This is a genomic window from Candidatus Acidiferrales bacterium, from assembly GCA_035515795.1.
Taxonomy (GTDB): domain Bacteria; phylum Bacteroidota; class Ignavibacteria; order Kryptoniales; family JAKASW01; genus JAKASW01.
Map to the genome: position 1 here is coordinate 36,991 of DATJAY010000036.1, position 18,500 is coordinate 55,490.

The window sequence follows — 18,500 nt, forward strand, 5'->3', positions numbered from 1 at the left end:
GCAAGTGAAATTGAGAATCGGCCCCAAGATCAGGATGCCTTCCCCTAACAATGAGAAGACAATTGGCTTTTTCATGGTGATCTGCCCCCAATTGATGCACCAATGATAAGCTAGTGATTCTGTGTCGGTGAAAATATTAAATTAACACCGAATCACTTCTTGGGGGAATAGGTCAAAGATAAGAACAAGCATGTAGACTTGTGAAACATCTTATCAGTTTTGATCGTAATGTTGAATGAATAACGTGAAGAGAATCTTGGCTTTTGTGATTACGGCGTTCATGCATTTATCAATGTCGCCTGCAACTGGTCAGATGGCAGCGCCACCGGCCGCAATTTCAACGCAGAGCAAGAATGAAGCAGTGGCCATGCGGGTGTTTGAAGAGATACTTAATCAAGGAAAATTCGGCGTTGCAGATGAAATTTATGCAAAGGATTTCGTCAATCACGGGCTGCACAGGGTTGCTGGATTGGAAGAGGATCAGGCGGCAGCTCGCTGGGAGAAGAAGGCTGTGCCTGATCTTACAATGACGGTGGATCTGATTTATGCGGATAGTGATCTGGTCACGGTCGTGTGGACAGCGCGGGGCACGAACACCGCTGCTGCAGACGGAATACCTGCGACAGGTGCAAAACTCGAATTACGAGGTATCACAGTGTGGCGTATTGTCGATGGGAAAATTCGTGAAGAATGGACTTCATACGATCGATTACGAATCATAAATCAAGTGGTGTCGCACTTGAAGTGGCTCCTGATAGGTGTTCTTCTTGCGTTACCAATTCTGATTTTCATAACCGTCAGATTCATCCGAAGCAAGCGGCTTGCCCGTGGTCTTCAAGTCTGATCCTTCGTCTCCTGATTTACTATTCTAGGGTCCGGCACTTTTTTCGTAGACATGCCACCTTCTTAGGCGAGGAAAATTCTGCCCCTGTCCGCCAAATTCGCGGTAATCGGTCTTTTCGCTGCCAGACCCTGAATCATTTGATATCCTTTTTGACAAGACACTCAACTCCATTTCATCTTGGTCACACTTCTTTCGGCGTTTGGGCAAATATTTTACTTCTTGTACGATCACCGGTGACGTTTTGGTTACTCGTGTATAATGTAGAGCAGAGTGATCCCCGCCGTGGTAATGATTTGGTGACCAGAATAAAAAGTCCCGCCATGAGTTCGTATGGCAGGACTTAGATGAAAAACTATAAGCTGATACCTTACTTCATCAGCAGCATCTTCCTTGTCGAAATGTAAGTCCCACATCTCAACTGATAAAAATACATTCCGCTTGCAACTCGTGTGCCTTCGAAAGTAACCTTGTATTGCCCGACGGTCTGATTTGCGCTGACGAGAGTCCGGACCTCGCGTCCTAACGCGTCGTACACCGTCAGGGTCACCATCCCATCGGCCGGAACAGTATAGCTAATGACTGTGGTCGGATTAAATGGGTTAGGATAATTCTGGGAAAGGGAAAACTTACCGGGCATCGCTTGTTGGGATTTCTTCCTGATGTCCGTCACTTTCGCCATCATCGCGCTAATTGGCAAACTCCAAATCTCTCCGTTCGACGAACCGGCAAATAGCTTGGAGCCGTTTTCCACAAAGCAATAAATGTATCCGTCAGTTAATCCTGTATCGATCGCGGTCCAAGATGTACCGTTATCCAAAGAGACAAAAACTCCCTGCCCTGACGTGCCAACAAACAGATCAGGATTAAGAATAACAAAGGTGTTAATGTACGTCGTCGTCAATCCCGAGTCTCTCAAACTCCAACTGAATCCGTCGTCATTGCTAAAGTACACCCCTTCCGTATTCCCCATGTAGACATTTGGACTATCGACCAGAATGTTGTAAACAAACAAATTATTTATTCCTAGATTGCTCTGAGTCCAGCTCTGACCATAATCATCCGAATAAAAGATTCCGTCCCCCCATGTCCCTGCAAAAATCCGTTTCCCATCAGATGCAATCGTGCGGACATATGAATTTGTCAACCCGTTATTGGCCTCGACCCAGGAGTCTCCGCTGTCCGACGACATGTAGATGCCGCCTCCCCATGTTCCTGCAAATACGACCGAGTCAATCCTGGCAAAGGTATAAATATTCGTGTCCGCCAGAGAACTGTCGGCTTTCTTCCAGTTTGTACCCTGATCCGTTGAAATGTAAACGCCGCTTCCCGACCCGTGCATTCCGTAAGTGGCGTTAGCAATGTTCCCATAGCATCCGACATACAACATACCGCCTGTCGCAAGGATCGAAGTGATGTCGGAGGTTGTCAATCCGGAATCTATACAAACCCAAGTGTTCCCGTTGTCGCTGGACTTGTAGACATTACCGCCGAGAGTCCCTGCAAAAACGTTCATGCTGTCTGTAGCCAGACAACTCACTCGACCTGGCAGGGCGCCATGGCCGTAAGGTGGATCAGGGAGCACTGTCTTTGTCCATTGTGCGAACACAGTCCGGGGAAAAAATGACGCGACACACAAAAGAATCGAAAGGAAAAAATACTTTTTCATTTCATCATCCAAGTTTCTTTTGATACGATTGTAAACATCTCATATCACCGTTCAGTCAAAAGCTGATCCCGAGACTAAATTGCTGCACATATGTCAGCCTGCCGAAATCTTGATAAGCATAGTCAAAGGAAAACGCAACATTACCCATGAGGGCGTGTTTTAAACCGAAGCCAAGTGTAAACGATTCTTCGGAATCTCTCAGAAAAAGGGACTTGTATCCGCCTCTGATCGCAATCAGATTGTCAAAAACATATTCAGCCCCGACATTCACGCTCTCATAATTGTCGTTCGGATGGATCGCATCAACATCCAGTGTCAATTGATGCATATCAGTGGAGATGGGACTGTACGCCAGACCAACTCGAAAATTCAGCGGAAGCGACCACGCATCTGTCCCGAGGTAAGCGGGGATCTTGCCGTTATTTCCGGTCGTATTAACATCAGGATCATAAGTAACCAAAAGGGATTGACCTTGCATTTGCATTTTCGTCCCAAAATTCGATATAGACATTCCCAGTACGATTCCATCAAAAGGTGTTTTGTAAAGGATCCCCAGATCCATTGCAAAGCCGGTCGCGCTTGCCTCCCAGATGGATTGGTAGATAATTTTGGGATTGAATCCTATGGCAAAGTTGTCGGTAAGGTTTATCGCATAGCCCAGACTAAAGGCGATGTCCGTAGCCGTAAACAATTGCCCTGTGCCATTCGGATTATCGACGGTGGTGACTTTCATGTCACCGTAATCCGACGCGATAAAACTAAACCCCGCAGTTCCCATTCCACCCAGGTTATAAGAAGCCGCGAGATAGTTGTAGGCAACGCTTGCCAACCAGTTCGTATGGTCGAAGATGACGTCGATGCCATCCATTTTCGCCAATCCTGCCGGGTTCCAATAGAATGCACTCAAGTCGTTGTCGACCGCAACAAACGCGCCACCCATAGAAGCGGCTCTTGCACCTTGACCAATCTCAAGAAACGAAGCGGCAGTGGTTCCTCTTTTTGAAACGTTTGAAATGAAATCACTCTGGCAAAAAGCAGTCGAAGAAATCAGGATTACCATCAACAATTCAACCGTCTTTACAATTTTCATCTTCATTCTCCGCTATTTTATGATGGCAAATTTGCCGATGTAATTGCCAATTCCGGGTGCATCCACATGAAAGAGATACACACCATAGGCGATATCCATTCCATCGTCGGAGACTAAGTCCCACGTCGTCGCGCCGCCATTGTTCAAGTTTGAATCATCTTTGCGTAGAGTCTTCACCAGCGCACCCGCAATCGTATATATCCTGATTGTGCATTTTGCCGGAAGATTTATGAAGCTTATCTGTCGTGTGCCGCGGCCGGTAGGATAAAGGGATCTCGGTTCCCAGGGGGCCGCTGCGATGTAAGGATTCGGGACGACGGAGATGTTGGACAGCGACTTGTTGGCCACAGTGTTATTTACCGACATCGCCTTTGTCGTGAAACTAAAATAGTCGCCGTTGGCAAAGGGCCTCTTCGTATGAATCATGAACTTGTCTCCCGCCTGAGGATAAACTGGAGCAATCGCGGGATTCATGGGTCCCTGATAATGGATTTCCCAAGTTCGTACCGTGGTGCTTGGCGCCTCGAGCTGTGTCATGATTATGTCGTCTCCGAGAGTCAGCGAGTGTGAACCGTCATTATCAATTATAATGGTCGCAACTTTCTGGCCACTGCTCAGATCCGTGATCAGGTAATTGACCGGAATATTTACGGTCGATGATTTAACCGTGTCGACCGGGTGGTCGTAAAACTCGATCTGATAATCCGTAGGCCACGCAACGCCACCGCTGGGATATCTGATAACGGCAAGGTTTAAATTGCTCTTGCTGCCATACCACCCGGTTGATGAATCGTTCACCGAAACCATGACGTCGTTGTTGAAAGAAAAAACCATTCCGTCGAAAGGAGCGCTGTAGACGGTGCTGCCAAAGACTGTCGCATCGACATTTCTCTGCAGAGTATCTACCATGCCGCTGTCGCTTCTGGTAATAAGATATGACGTCGTCGTATAGTTCGGAACCGTTCCCTGCGCAGTGTAAATGATCTGGTATTGGGCCCCATCGTATATCGCGCCTGGATTCAAAACCTGCACACTAATCGAGCCTGTTCCCAGGCCATTGGCGACCCTATCCAGGTTCCCAACCACCTGAGGCGGAACGTATCCCGCGACTGGCGCATTCGGAGTAACCACAGCACAATTCTGGTCCACAAAAGTTATGTTGCCCGAATAATCCTGCGTGATGATCTTCGAGCACTCAGTAGGCTGCAAACCAGTAGGTACTCCATTGACTACGTCATAGGCTGAATCACCGATTGAATAAGAGCACACCGCGTAAAAGTAAGTTCTCCCATTCTCGACTGTAGTATCCACATATGAGTGCTGTAAACCACTGTTGCTGCCTCTCCAGAAACGCGCGCCATTTATTCCGACCGGATCGGGGCCGTATAATGAATCTACTAGATCAAATTGGGCAATCGGTTTGTAATAGGTCGGTTCACCTTGAGAGTCTGTTATCAACTTATCATCTTCGAATTGGGGTTCTTCGCTTCTATATACAGTATATCCTTCAAAAGCTTTTCTATAACCTTGCCGCGGGTCGTTGTTCTGATCGCCGAGAAACTGATCCCTGAATTGTTCGGCAATATTATCCCAATACAAATAGACTCTCCTGTCTCCTGCGACGGCATGCACAGTTGGCTTATAAGGCGGCTTGGTGAAATTGTAATTTGCATTATAGATTGCTTGAACAGTCCGTTTATGAAACAGCAGTTGATCGAGGTCGTTCCCCATAATCAATGCTATGGAGAATCTTTCTCTCAGACCCTTTCCGAGAATGAATGGACCAGAAGCAAAGACCATCTGAATATTGGTGTTTGCTACTGTAGTATCCACGAAACCATTATTCATAGACTTCCACATCACATTGTCATTCTTCGGCCACATACCGTTCGCTGATTTATCCGCAAGAGTTCCCAGAGTTACCGACGTCAGTCCAATCTGGTCAGATTCGTCTTTGTCCGTAGCGTCGAAGTGCGGCTCGCCGTGCGTGGGTAGTCCATCACCTTCTCCAACATCGGGACCTGTATAACCGGGATCCCACGGACCCAATCCATCGGCACCAACATCATCATTCAGGGGTTCATCCGAGTCCCATGTCCCGTTTCCGTTTAGATCAGTGTATGGCACCCAATTATGATTGTTGTCGATGTTATCGTCTCTTCGCTCATCGATCATGCCATCATGGTCATTGTCCACACCGTCGAAAGGATTCCCCGGACTCTCGAGATAAGCAAATCCCAAGTAGCCGGTTTTGTAGTTACCGGGATTTCCTATGCCCGATGGGGCCCACGTGTATGCTATATTTAACAAGGTGTTATAATAAGCGCTGTTTGCCGGCTCGGTCGAATTTGCTCCTCCTACACCTGGATCGGCATAAAAACCAAACGCAGTGCTGTCATAAGTATGATCTGATATGTTGACGATGTCATAATGCCAGAAGATGACGTCCTCTGCCAAGACATGGGACCACTGGAAACCACGCACTTCTACGCGCAAGCCCAAACCGCCTCTCTCGGAATCGCTTGCTACAGGATAATAATTGAACGGAGGTAATGTAAATTTTTTGTCCTGGGCGTCATCCATGACAAAGAACGTTTCGAAATCCGCATTGGAAACACCTTTGCCAAAATAACCATACCACTTTCCATTCCACGATGGGTCCAGCCCAAGCGCCGCCGGCCAAATGGACGGCAATGAGTTATTGTAGTTGCCGTTGGCATCTACAGCCGGGCTTGTGCCGCTTGGATTTGCATAGCCCGGTACAGGTTCCAATCCCCACGGCGTACCTGTGACAGGATCCTGACTGTATTCTTCCCTGTAAGCCGAGACGAGTGGCGTAATCCTCTGACCAGCGGGAGTTGTAACTCTAGCACCAATGAGTACGGCGGTTCCATCTAAATAGTTATGACCGGTGCCGGCCGGCCATTCGATCGATGGAGCAAATTCCCAATATCCAATTTCGCCATAATTATAGTACAACGTGTTTATTCTGTTTCCCACCATTATCCCCTGTCTTCGATATCGATAATTCCCCAATGAATCGGCGCGATAAAGCGGCACACGCGGATCCTCCTGTCCGATATCAATCTGTGCAGCAGCAAAATCGGTAAATGCTCCAACCAAGAGCAGTGCGGTTAACAATCTAGACTTCATTCTATGTTCTCCCAATCGATTTGTCTAAAAATCCAGGCTGCAGCCGATGCGAAGGGAACGGGGGGCCGAGTAGCTTGATGGATCGTTTGTGTATTGCTGAAGAGTGTTAAGTCCTATAATTGTCCCCGCGGAAGTAATATCTTGAATGGGAAGGTCGTTGGCTCGCCCTGTATACGCGTTCACACCGTATTCGTTCTCTATGTCCAGCAGATTGTAAACCAGTAGAAAGAGATTCAAACCAATTCCTCCCACGTTAAAAGTTTTCTGAGCTCTCAGGTCAACATTGTAAGTAGGGGGTTTCATGCCATTATTGTCGAAGAGTATTCCCTGCGAAACCCGCACATCCTCGGTATACGGATAGCCGGAGCCATAATTGAATATCAGTCCGACAGTCCAATCGGTAGCCGGTCCAACATCTATTTCGATGTTCAAGGTATTACGCTGATCCCAATCGAGTGGAACAAATATTTTGTTTGTCTCTATGGGAGGACTGCTTTGATTATTATAGAATACGGACATCGGGTCCGAAGCGTCTCCTTCCGCTAATTGAAATGTGTAATCCAACTTTGCGCTGAAGAAAGCTGAAAAATGTTTGTCGAGCGTGACTATGAAACCTTTCACGTTCGCATAATCCCTGTTTATGAACCGGGCATAGTTTACACCCTGGTATGTATTTATTATTTCCATGCCAAGCCAATTTCTTATGTCTCTGTCGTAGACCGTAAAATCCAAAGAGAGATCAGCTGCTAGAGCCTGTTGGAGTCCAATCTCATACATCACCGTCCTCTGAGGATTCAAATCAGGATTCCCCATTATGCTTGTCAGGCCGCCCGTTTCCAGAACCAACTCTCCGGGATTATCATACAAGTTTGAGAAACTCGGGATCTGGAAGAAATGGCCATATGAGAAATGGATAATGCCTTTATCGGTAATGGGAAAAGATATGCCGAGCCGCGGACTGACCTGCGTTTTCGCGGAGGCATTGACCATTTTACCAGCATTGGAGAAGTTTGGATCTCTCAATGGATTTTTCAGATCATATAAATATTTTGCGTTTGGCTTGAAGTAGTCGAAGCGCAATCCCGCGTTTATGATCATGATATCGTACTCAGCCTTGTCCTGAAAGTAAGCCGAAAACTGAATGGGGTACCTCGCATAGAGCTGGTTGCCGGCCGGATCCTGACTGCTTATGCTTCCCAGTTGGAGATACATTGGTTTGTAAACAGAATCCAAGCCCGTCCCTGTAGCAGGACTTATGAGAGTGTATTCATGGTCATAGAGTTTGTACCAATCAAGCTCAGCACCTACTCCAATCTTGTGATTTTTAGAAACTTGATCGTCAAGCTGCCATTTGACAATGCTTTCAATCGTCTCTCTTTCATATCGTCCCGACTGCTGTCCACCCGACTGAAAAGTATAAGATGAAAGTGGAGAACCTTGTGCTGGATCGACATAACGTGTATCATAAGGATCGGCGTAAACGTAGCCGCGATAGTCGTATCGATTCACGGCAAACTTAAGAGTCTGAAGGATGTCCGCCGAAGGGACATGACTAATCTGAAAACTATGTATCCAATTATTCATATAGTTGTTCATGAGTCCATCCGGAGTCCATTTCCATGCCTCACTGAAATATTTGTTCCAATCATTATTATAAAACAAACTATACGAGAATTTTAATAAAAGAAGTGAGTAAGTCAGCTTCCCATTTATGGAATACATCCGGGACGGGTTCATCGGGACGTAAGTCGAATCACCCGTATGCGGCATAATGTAAATTGGATTTCCGTTTTGGTCGAGAATGTCATTGCCGCTTGGATCAATCAATGGAAACGGTGACCTGTCAGAAGTGTTGTATATTCTGGTTCCGTAAAGGTATCCGGGGTCATCATAATATCTCCCGGTTGCAAAAAAGGTAACTTCGGGGAGAATTACTGACGGACCGCTCAAAGTAAATTCATAGTCTCTCGTCCTCAAGGTGGTTAACTTCCCAACGTCGGGAAAAAGATCGGTATGAGTTGTGACATAGTCCCCCGCATAAGCGGAGAGTGATCCATGAAAGTTTTGTGTGCCGTCCTGCGTAACGATGTTTACGATGCCCGACATCACTTGACCGTACTCTGCGTTGAAAGTTCCACTAATAACCTCTATCTCTCTGATAGTCGAATTATCTACCTGTAGAGGCAGCGAGCCATTAAAGGGATCGGTCACCGGCAGTCCATCAACCAAATAGCCGACTTCATCAGAACGTCCACCCCTGAAATGGCCTCCGACCACTCCCGCCTGCAAACCGATTATCTGGCTCACACTTTCGACAGGCATCTTACTAATCTGGTCCGATGAAACCGTGACTGAGGTAGAGGTCAAATCCTTCTGGACGAGTGGCCGTTGCGCAGTTACGACAACCTCTTTGGAACTTATCGTCTCTTGATTCATTCTCATGTCTAGAGTAAAAGTCAAATCGATTTTGATAGGGACGCTCTTCACTACTACCTTCTGATATCCGACGGCGCTGATCACCACAGTGTAATCTCCAGGTGTAATGTAGTCGATGTAGTAGTACCCATTGACGTCAGTTGCAGCACCCATAGTGGTCCCTTGAAGAAGCACGGTCGCACCGACCACCGGCTCGCCGGTCTCAGCATCCGTTACCTTGCCTGCTAATTTCCCTGTAGTCCCGGCAAATGAACTGTCGTGGAGCACCGCCAAGAAAAATAACACAATTAATACCCCACGCAAATTCGTAAGAAAGCATCCTGTGTTCATTACACACCTATCATTACAATTACACATGATCATTTATCTACAACCATGAGAAAGTAAGAAACCAAAAGAACTCAAAGTATAACTCATACGGTCCGTCCCCACAACGGAGACGGACCGTACATCGTGTCTGATTTCACTTAAGGAGAAGCATTTTCTTTACGTTTTCAAATGAACCAGACTTGATCCGATAAAAGTAGACGCCCGTCGAAAGTTTGGAAGCGTCGAGGATGACAGCGTGACTGCCAGCTGTCTGAATAGCGTTAACCAGCGTAACCACTTTTTGGCCCAGCACGTTGTACACAGTCAGTGTAACTAAACCCGGCTTCATTATCGAATATTGAATTGTTGTGGTCGGGTTGAAAGGATTCGGATAATTTTGCAGCAAGGAATATGTATTGGGTATCTGCCCGCCCTGCTTGACTCCGAGTGTCATCTTGTCTCCGATCCATGTGTATGACCAGACGGCGACGTTTTGATACGAATTACCATGAGCGAGACTTGAGTAATCGAGTTGCCCATTCCTTGACGTATTGCCTGAACTGACACTATTAATTTCCGCATCGAACGGAATCCTCGCACCAACTTGAGGAGCAAACACGCTGTCGGTGCCACTGTAACCGCCATTTCGTTTGTGTGCTATGTCGGTCCACGATATTCTCGCTTCGAAATTGTATCCATCAAGAGGATCGGGCACCAGTCTTTGTCCCCAATAGTAATTTTGACCCGGGGTTACTAGCGAATCCGTTCCTTTGTTATCGATTATCACACGATCTTCTGCAAATCTGAAATGATAATCAGGTTCCGGGCCGCCTTCCAGGGCGCTATGCGGCATCCCGTGCCAGTTATAGAAACCAAGAAATATGTCCGTCGATGTGTTCAGCCAGGAAGACTGCGATGAGTTAAAGACAATGTTGTTTGTATTGATGTGACCTGCGATGTACAAATATGTCTTATCCATCGCAACATAAATGTCGCCGGAGCTTACAGTGTCGCTTGATATTATGCTGCCGGTGACAGGCGTCCCGCTGCCATCACTTACGTACAATCTGAAAGGTTCAATCCCGGCATTTTTCCATTCACTGATATCGCCATCTGCTGCAAAGTTGAATTGCGAGCTCAATTTCCAGAGAGGAGAAATCGACGGGATACCCTTTGCCGTATTTGTAACCGCAGCACTGTATACTGCGGGTGTGCCAAGAAGGCCGTCGCTGCTTCTGCAAACAACGGCATAATAATAAGTAACCGATTGATCTGCCAGAGGAGCCAGAAGCAAGTGAGTGTATGAGTCGGTCCCATGCGCAACACCTGTGGCGGCAACATCAACGATAGAGGAATCAATATTCGTTATCGGTGAGGTCGAGAAGTAGACATTGTAAGTCTCACCGGTTTGTCCAGGGACGTCATTCCAGCTGATTATGTTCGAGTAATTCGATTTTGTCACCACAGCAATTCCGGTTGGCGCTATAGGAGGCACCGGATGCGGCGGGTTGCCCGTCCATATGTTTGATATATAAATGTTTTTTCCAGCAACACCGGCACCGTTCTCGCAAATGAATTGCAGGACCAGAACGCTGTCCGCATTGAAACCTGTGGTTCCATCCTGCGGCACAAAATTTCGCAGCGGATAAATGAATTGATGCCATTGGCCGTCGCCGTTAGGCTGGAATTTAGTGCTGACTTTCGAAACCGTCGATGTGCCATTCAATCTAGATTCAAACTGGACTCTCACGGTATCCGCGCCTGCATCCGATTTGTACATGAACTTCAGGCTGTCTACAGGCCAGCCGCCGGACATATGAAATGGACCTCCGGCGCTCGCTCCTGCAAGCGGACCGATGTTGAAGCCTGCTCCATTCCATCCGGAAGCAGTGACCCAATGCAGCGAGTTCGTGTTCGCAACCGGACCATTCCCAGTTTCCAGACTGAAAGTGGAACCGCCCCAGGTGAACGTGGATTCACTATTTGGGAGACCAAGGCCATTGAAGAACGTGATCGGAACTGGCCTGTTTCCGGTTCTGTCAAAGCCGGCATACTTGACCTCGATCGAATCCAAAGGCACATTGGTGTAACCGGTCGGTGGATTCGGAGTGAGAGTGGTGGTCGTTGTTACCATCACTATGTTCCACCCGACTATATTAGCTATGTCCAATTTATGATTATTCCATGTGAAGCCTCCCCAATTGTACGGAGCCTCAACAAAGCCGCTGTCGCCGGGAGCAACTGTACCACTTTGCGAATTGATCTCATGCAGAGGAATCTTAAGCTGGTACCAGCCCTTAACCACATCCAGAACTGAATCGTTCTGATAGATGAAAGTTTCCAATGGATCTCCGGCATTATCTTGATCGACAAGCTGAATCCTGAACGACATGTACTGAGGGAATAACGGAGCTTTAATAATTTTCACCCAGAGTCTTAGTGTATCGCTCGAGCTAAAGTCCATATAATGTCCGGTGGGCAGTCTATAGATAAGTTGAGAGAAACTTCCCCACGCATGCAGCGAATCAATCTTTGTCTTGATATCAAGCGACGCGGCAAAACCTGTGGGCTTGTCTACAGCATCTTGAGCCCAGACAAAAGAGCTATGGCCGCCCTCGACGTTTGCTGCCCACACAAAATTCGAATCTGCAGCAATATTGCTAAGGCTATCAATCATAGTTTCTTGGGCGTAAGCCGCGGAAGACCATGCAATGACAGCAAAGAGAACGGGTAGAATGACCCTTTTCACACTATCATCTCCTTTTTGTTTCGTTGAATGTTTACGGCTTGCATGTCCACTTCGGACACGGCCGATTTACTTAGAACCAAATGCTCCATAATCCAGCAATTATCAGAAGGATTAGAATAGAAAACAAAGTACCAACTTTATAGGAATTCACAGTTACTTCACCAGCGGATGCAAAGTCCCCGCCGATTGTCAACCCTGGAATCTGGAATCTCAGCTTGTCCTCCAAAGCCTGATCAGACCTATATGCCAACAGACTGATCGAGACGAAGACTACCGAGCTAAGCAAGAAAAGGAAAATGGAAAAGTGAAGAAAGTTTATGTTCACCATCGATACGAGTAATTCATTGTCCACCGATCCGGATTTGACAAGCAATTCGCTCACCAACCGGAGTAATCCGATGGCTTCTCCAATTACAAGAGTCCATATCGCGGCTGCGGAACTTCCTTTCCTTTTCATCACAAAAGCAAAAAGGAATACCGCCGCGATAGGCGGGCTTACAAATCCCTGAATACTCTGTAAAAACAAATACACCTGTGAACTGATTAACTTGACCAATGGAATACTGAGGACTGCGATGACAACCATGAGAGTGGTGACAAGTCTGCCGGCTAAAACCAATTCCCTGTCCGTGGCTTCAGGGTGCTTCGGTTTATAGAAATCATTCGTGACGAGAACGGCGGTTGAAGAAAAGATACTCGCCAGCGAAGACATGATTGCTGCAAGCAAACCCGCCACAACTATCCCTTTTATGCCGCTCGGCAGCAAACTGCTTGTCAGCAGAGTTGGATACGCCTGATCACCATTTACGCCAGGGAAGATTGCAGCTGCAAGGAGGCCTGGAAGAACAAGTATGAACAAGGGGAGCACTTTCAGCGATGCCGCAAAGAGAGAACCCAATCTCGCTTCGTTCAGATTTTTTGCCGAAAGAACCTTCTGAATGAAATATTGGTCCGTCAACCAATACCAGAACGCGATGATCGGAGCACCGAACAACACGCCGGTCCACGGGTAATCCGGATCGCTCTCGGGCTTGAACATATGGAAAAAATCAGGCGGCAATTTCTGCTGAAGGCCGGAAAATCCGCCTGCCGCATTTAAGCCGAAGACCGTCAATAGAACCGCACCCACGATAAGCACAATACCCTGGAACACGTTGGTTCTTATGACGGCGTTTGCACCACCTAAGATTGAATACAAGCCTGTAAATAAAACGACGATCACCGCCGAAGCATACACATTCAAGCCAAACAATCTATTGAAGAGTATTCCGCCCGCAAAAAAAGTAACGGTAATCTTTGTAAATATGTACAAGACTATCGAGACCGCGGCAAAGGGTTTTCGCAATGACTTGCCAAATCTCTTTTCTAAAAATTCGGGAGTGGTCGCTACTCCAGACTTAAGATAAATAGGCACAACAACCCAACCCAAGAATATCAAGACAAAAATGGCCATCAACTCGAATTGGCCCACTGCAAGCCCCCTTGTAGCTCCTGCACCGGCAAGTCCTATGAAGTGCTCGCTGGAAATGTTAGTCGCAAAGACAGACATCCCGATGGCAAACCAACCGACGTTTTTCCCCGCAAAGAAATAATCATTAAAGGTAGGCTCTCTCTTCCCCGAGTAGTACACCCCCATCGCTATTATGATCCCGAGGTACAGAAACATCACTATGGTATCGGCAAACGTAAAATCAATCGACAAACAATTCTCGCATTTCTGTCTTCACACTTTCATAAAGGATGCCACGGAAATATCTGTAGATCGAATCAAAAAGGAAGACTTTTACACCCTGACATAGCAAGATATGACCCGACTTATCGGTTTAATAAAATGTTGGTTATTACATTAATAAATTGCCGGTCTCAGTGTGATCTCGGACGGCCATTCTAAAGAATAATTGATACCACGCCGTTTGGTGGTATCCTGCCCTTTAGCACTTTTCCGCTTACCCAGAGTTGAAACATTTCAGCGCAGTCGTTCTGATTATAAATAACCGTCACGATCTTTCCGTCTGTGTTGATAAATGCCGTGGCTTTAAGGTTGTCGTCATTCGAAGTACACGCAATTCTCTTTGCTCCTGGTTTAATAAACCTTGAAAAATGCCCAAAGACATAATAAGCGGGATTGAATATGACATCTCCAGTGAGCAGGTCAGCAGTGACAATGTTTGCGCCCTCAAGTCCTCCAGCATGCCTTGGCCCACCATCCTGGTCCAAAAGCAAGTTCCACGTCACCCAGCCGACCGCCCAATTATTCAAGTCGTTAATTACATTTTCAGCCAGTTTGTAAGCATCATGCCAGGAACCACCTACACTGGCTTCAGTGAAAAGAATTTGTTTGTCTGGAAAGGCATCATGGACGACCCGGACGTTGTCAAAGTGCCCGCCGACGTACCAGTGGAAAGCTGTTCCCCAAATATACCGCGAAGCCTTCGGATCCTCATAGGCTGCCTGAGACCTTTGGTACATTATACCGCGATTGTGATCCCAGACCATGATCTTCACATTACCGAGGCCATTGTTATCGAATGCAGGACCCAGGTTATCTCTAACGAAATCCTTCTCTTCTTCGGCCGTATAAATACACGATTCCCAAACCTGAACCGCCATTGGTTCATTTTGAACAGTCACTCCCCAAATAGGGATTCCCTCTTTTTGATATTCTTTAATGTACTTAACAAAATAATCGGCCCAGGTTTGATAATATTCCGATTTCAGTTTTCCGCCGTAGAGCATATTATCGTTTGTCTTCATCCATGCCGGCGGACTCCACGGGGAAGCAAACAATCTCAAGCTCCCTCGCGCAATCTTCATCGCTTCCTTGATGAGCGGGATCCTGTATTTCAATTCGTGTGCAATCGTAAAATGTTCCAGGTTCCCGTCTCCTTTCACATCATCGTAGGTGTACATTTCGTCGGAGTAATCACAGCTGTTGATTGTAGTGCGACACAGATTGTACGCATTACCACTATCGGGATCGAAGCATGCCCTTACGAATTTTTCCTGCGACTCTTTCGGCAATCTGGCAAAGACGAGGGCTGCCGCATCAGTGAACGCACCGCCAAATCCCTCTATCGTTTGGAAAGTCTTTGTCTCGTCGATCATGACGGTCGGATAATTTTCGTCCGGCTGCTCGACCGGTTCCAATGCCCGAGATCCCTCGTCGGCAAGAAATTGGTTCGTGGACTTAGCCGTTACAAACACCTCGCCCATTTCATGTTGTTTCTGCTGACCATAAGAATGGACTCCCATCAACACCGAGAGCGCATTGTAAGTCAGCAGGCATCGGAACATGAAACTGAAAACTGCGCTGAATACGTTCATCCTGTCCCTCATTGAATTGGACACAATTGGTAAAATCATTTTACCATCACCATTTTTTTTACGGAGGCATAATTGCCCGCAGTCAATCTGCAGAAGTATACGCCGCTCGAGAGCTTGCTGCCGTCGAAGTTCACTTTGTAATAGCCCGCGTTTTCTTCATCGTCAACAAGCCCGGCGACTTTCCTTCCGAGTACATCATACACATCGAGTGATACCCGGCTCTTGACCGGAAGCTGGTAGCCAATCATCGTGGTTGGATTGAACGGATTGGGGAAATTATCGTCCAGAGAATATCTATCGGGCACATGCAGCGATCCCTCGACAGCGGCGGTCGTGTCCGAGGCATAAACGTCAAATTCGTATAAAGAATATCCCCATTGAGTTGCCCTCTGGATTCCATACATCTCTACATATCTTGCCTGCATCGAGATGGGCAAGGTGTTCAATCCGCCGGTGCCATTCGTAACGTGCTGAGCAACCTCCCAACTGGTATCGTCTCTCGAAATCAGGATCTCAAACTCTTTCGCATATGCAGCTTCCCATGAGAGTGAAACCTGATCGATGTTATATACCGCGCCGAGATCAACTTTAATCCACTGAGGATCGCTGAACTGGGAAGACCACCGAGTAGAGGAATTGCCATCAACTGCGTAAGACGGCGGGTAGCTCGAGGACTCAATCGACGATGCAGTCGCGGTCTTGTAAAGCGCTATGTTAATGGGCGGTTTCGAAATCACCACTACTGTGTCCTCGCAAATATTATCGTCGGGAATGAGCTCGTCTATGGAATTGTCAGCGTTGACGTTCGCTTTCACCGCGAACGTTCCGACCTGGTCAGCCCGCCATGAATTCGTTCCGGCATTGATACCAGTATCTGCACAAATTAATGCCATTCCGCCGGCGGGTATGGATCCTTTGAATCTAATAGCATGGCTTACTTCGATTCCATTGACGGAGAAATCAACTTTGAGCGGTGCGTCGGCCGGGCTGGGACCTGTACCTTGATTTTTCACCATTGCAAGAAAAACCACGTTGTCTCCCTGAACGGGAAAGCGTGGAAACCACTTGAAGTTGGTTATCACGAAATCCGGTTTGGGAGGCGCCGAGAGAATATCAAAATCCCCGGTAAGCGGTAGATTATCAGATGACCCGCCTACCTTCACGGTGTATGTACCAGGATCCACCTCGTATGAAGATGATGTCGTATCATAATAATAAAATTCGTCGCTCGTCAGAGTGAATGTTATTGTCTTTGTTTGTCCAGAATCCAGCGAGACTCGCTTGAATCCTCTAAGCTGCTTAACAGGCATCCAAAGTCCTGTTGAGGACACGTGCGACAAATAGAGTTCCACAACTTCGTCACCAGACCTGGAACCCGTGTTCGAAACGTCAACGCTCACGGTAACATTCTGTCCCTCTGCAACCGATGTCGGTGTGATCGTAAGGCTGCCATAATTGAAGCTCGTGTAACTTAGTCCGAATCCGAATGCAAATTCGGGAGTGTACCCCATCTGATCAAACCAGCGATACCCTGCACCATATTCATTGTCGTAGCTCAGGGTGTACGGCGGAAGCTGCGAATCGGATCTCGGCATCGTAACCGGCAGCTTGCCTCCTGGATTGTAATCGCCGAAGATCACGTCCGCGATCGCGTTGCCGCCCTCCTGTCCGGGATAAAAACCGTAGATCAAACCTTTCATGCTTTGTATGCAGCCGTCGATACCACACACTCCCCCACTCTCGATCACGCAGATCAGACTTTTGTTTACCGCGCTCAATCTATTTACCAAAGCTTCCTGCTCACCCGGAAGATCAATAGAACCGCTTGCCCGATCGAAGCCCTCACCTTCCTGTGTACCATCAAGTCCGCCGACATAAATAACATAGTCGGCAGATTGAGCAGCGCTGATCGCGCCGGCAAATCCGGAGGTATCAGTACTGTTGATGTCACATCCTTTGGCATAGACCACCTTCGATGAGCCGATTTTGTTTTCTATTCCTTGAAGCGGAGAGACGGAGTAGAAGGGCGTAACCCAGCTGCTCCCTGATGCATCCGTCTGACAGACGGAAGCGCTCGGACCGATGACAGCAATGGTTCTTACCGAATCTTTATCGAGAGGAAGTATGTTGTCCCGGTTTTTGAGCAAGACGAGACTTTCCCTGCCCGCTTGCAGGCAAAGCTGCTGATGCTCAGTACTGTTCACATCGCTCGAATTGCCGGGCAGATAATAATCCAGCATCCCGGCAAGCGCCTTGGTTTTTAATTCATCCCTGACGGCGTCATCGATTGTTGAGACGCTGACCGATCCACCGTTAATGTCGTTCATAAGATTATCCTGGTACTGGGTATCGCCCATGTCAATCGTGCATCCAGCATTTACGGCATTGGCAGTATTCCAGATCGATCCCCAATCCGATACCACATAAAATGGGAATCCCCATTGAGTTCTCAAAATGTTCGTCAACAGATTGGGATTCTCGGCGCACTTCTGTCCATTGATCAGATTGTACGCGTTCATCACGCACATCACGCCGCCTTCCTGGACTGCAGTCCTGAAGTTGAGGCCATATTCTTCCATCAGCATTCTTTGGCTGATTGACACATCATTGTTCGTACGATTGTTCTCTTTTCCATTTGCATTATAATGCTTCGCCGTAGCGATGCATCCCGTGCTCTGCGCCCCTTTGATCAAAGATGTCGTTATCCGGGCACAGAGATAAGAGTCTTCACCGCCGCTTTCAGGACTTCGGCCGTACCTCGGATCACGGCATATGTCCATCGATGGACCGAGCATCTGGTGGAATCCTTTTCCGCGGAACTCCTGTCCGAGCGCCACACCGACATCTCTGATTAAATCGATATCCCAGGTTGCGGCCATCCCTATGCTGACAGGGAAACTTGTCGCCATGCCATACCTGACACCATGCG

9 protein-coding genes are annotated in these 18,500 nt (G+C 47.4%); 1 reads left to right on the forward strand and 8 read right to left on the reverse strand.

The genetic code is table 11. The features are described 5' to 3' along the window. Positions 1 to 244: 244 nt before the first annotated feature. On the forward strand, positions 245 to 844 hold the full coding sequence (locus VLX91_15635; protein ID HUI31640.1) for an ester cyclase: 600 nt from the start codon (positions 245 to 247) through the stop codon (positions 842 to 844). Between the two features lie 367 nt (positions 845 to 1,211). On the opposite strand, the gene VLX91_15640 is transcribed toward VLX91_15635, so the two are convergent. From VLX91_15640 to VLX91_15675, 8 genes are all read right to left on the reverse strand, one after another. Continuing rightward, positions 1,212 to 2,510, reverse strand: a complete 1,299-nt coding sequence (locus VLX91_15640; GenBank protein ID HUI31641.1) for a T9SS type A sorting domain-containing protein — start codon at positions 2,508 to 2,510, stop codon at positions 1,212 to 1,214. A 55-nt stretch (positions 2,511 to 2,565) separates the two neighbouring features. Then, positions 2,566 to 3,600, reverse strand: a complete 1,035-nt coding sequence (locus VLX91_15645; GenBank protein HUI31642.1) for a PorV/PorQ family protein — start codon at positions 3,598 to 3,600, stop codon at positions 2,566 to 2,568. 12 nt (positions 3,601 to 3,612) lie between these two features. After that, positions 3,613 to 6,753: a hypothetical protein gene (locus VLX91_15650; GenBank protein HUI31643.1), complete on the reverse strand. Its 3,141-nt coding sequence runs from the start codon at positions 6,751 to 6,753 to the stop codon at positions 3,613 to 3,615. A gap of 24 nt (positions 6,754 to 6,777) precedes the next feature. Continuing rightward, positions 6,778 to 9,474 carry a TonB-dependent receptor gene (locus tag VLX91_15655; GenBank protein HUI31644.1) on the reverse strand — a complete coding sequence of 899 codons (2,697 nt, stop codon included), beginning with the start codon at positions 9,472 to 9,474 and terminating at the stop codon, positions 6,778 to 6,780. 178 nt (positions 9,475 to 9,652) lie between these two features. Then, the gene (locus tag VLX91_15660; protein HUI31645.1) at positions 9,653 to 12,247 is read right to left on the reverse strand and encodes a T9SS type A sorting domain-containing protein; all 2,595 of its coding nucleotides are present in this window, start codon (positions 12,245 to 12,247) and stop codon (positions 9,653 to 9,655) included. A 70-nt stretch (positions 12,248 to 12,317) separates the two neighbouring features. Next, entirely contained in the window at positions 12,318 to 13,949 is a 1,632-nt protein-coding gene (locus VLX91_15665; protein ID HUI31646.1) for a sodium:solute symporter, read from the reverse strand. 185 nt (positions 13,950 to 14,134) lie between these two features. Beyond that, positions 14,135 to 15,571 carry a glycoside hydrolase family 30 protein gene (locus VLX91_15670; GenBank protein ID HUI31647.1) on the reverse strand — a complete coding sequence of 479 codons (1,437 nt, stop codon included), beginning with the start codon at positions 15,569 to 15,571 and terminating at the stop codon, positions 14,135 to 14,137. A gap of 35 nt (positions 15,572 to 15,606) precedes the next feature. After that, the coding region (locus VLX91_15675; GenBank protein HUI31648.1) for a glycoside hydrolase family 3 C-terminal domain-containing protein at positions 15,607 to 18,500 on the reverse strand (2,894 nt) is incomplete at its 5' end.

Excerpts from the sequence above, each read along its gene's own strand:
- VLX91_15640 (HUI31641.1), bottom strand. The coding sequence starts at position 2,510 with ATGAAAAAGTATTTTTTCCTTTCGATTCTTTTGTGTGTCGCGTCATTT.
- VLX91_15645 (HUI31642.1), bottom strand. The coding sequence starts at position 3,600 with ATGAAAATTGTAAAGACGGTTGAATTGTTGATGGTAATCCTGATTTCT.
- VLX91_15650 (HUI31643.1), bottom strand. The coding sequence starts at position 6,753 with ATGAAGTCTAGATTGTTAACCGCACTGCTCTTGGTTGGAGCATTTACC.
- VLX91_15670 (HUI31647.1), bottom strand. The coding sequence starts at position 15,571 with ATGAACGTATTCAGCGCAGTTTTCAGTTTCATGTTCCGATGCCTGCTG.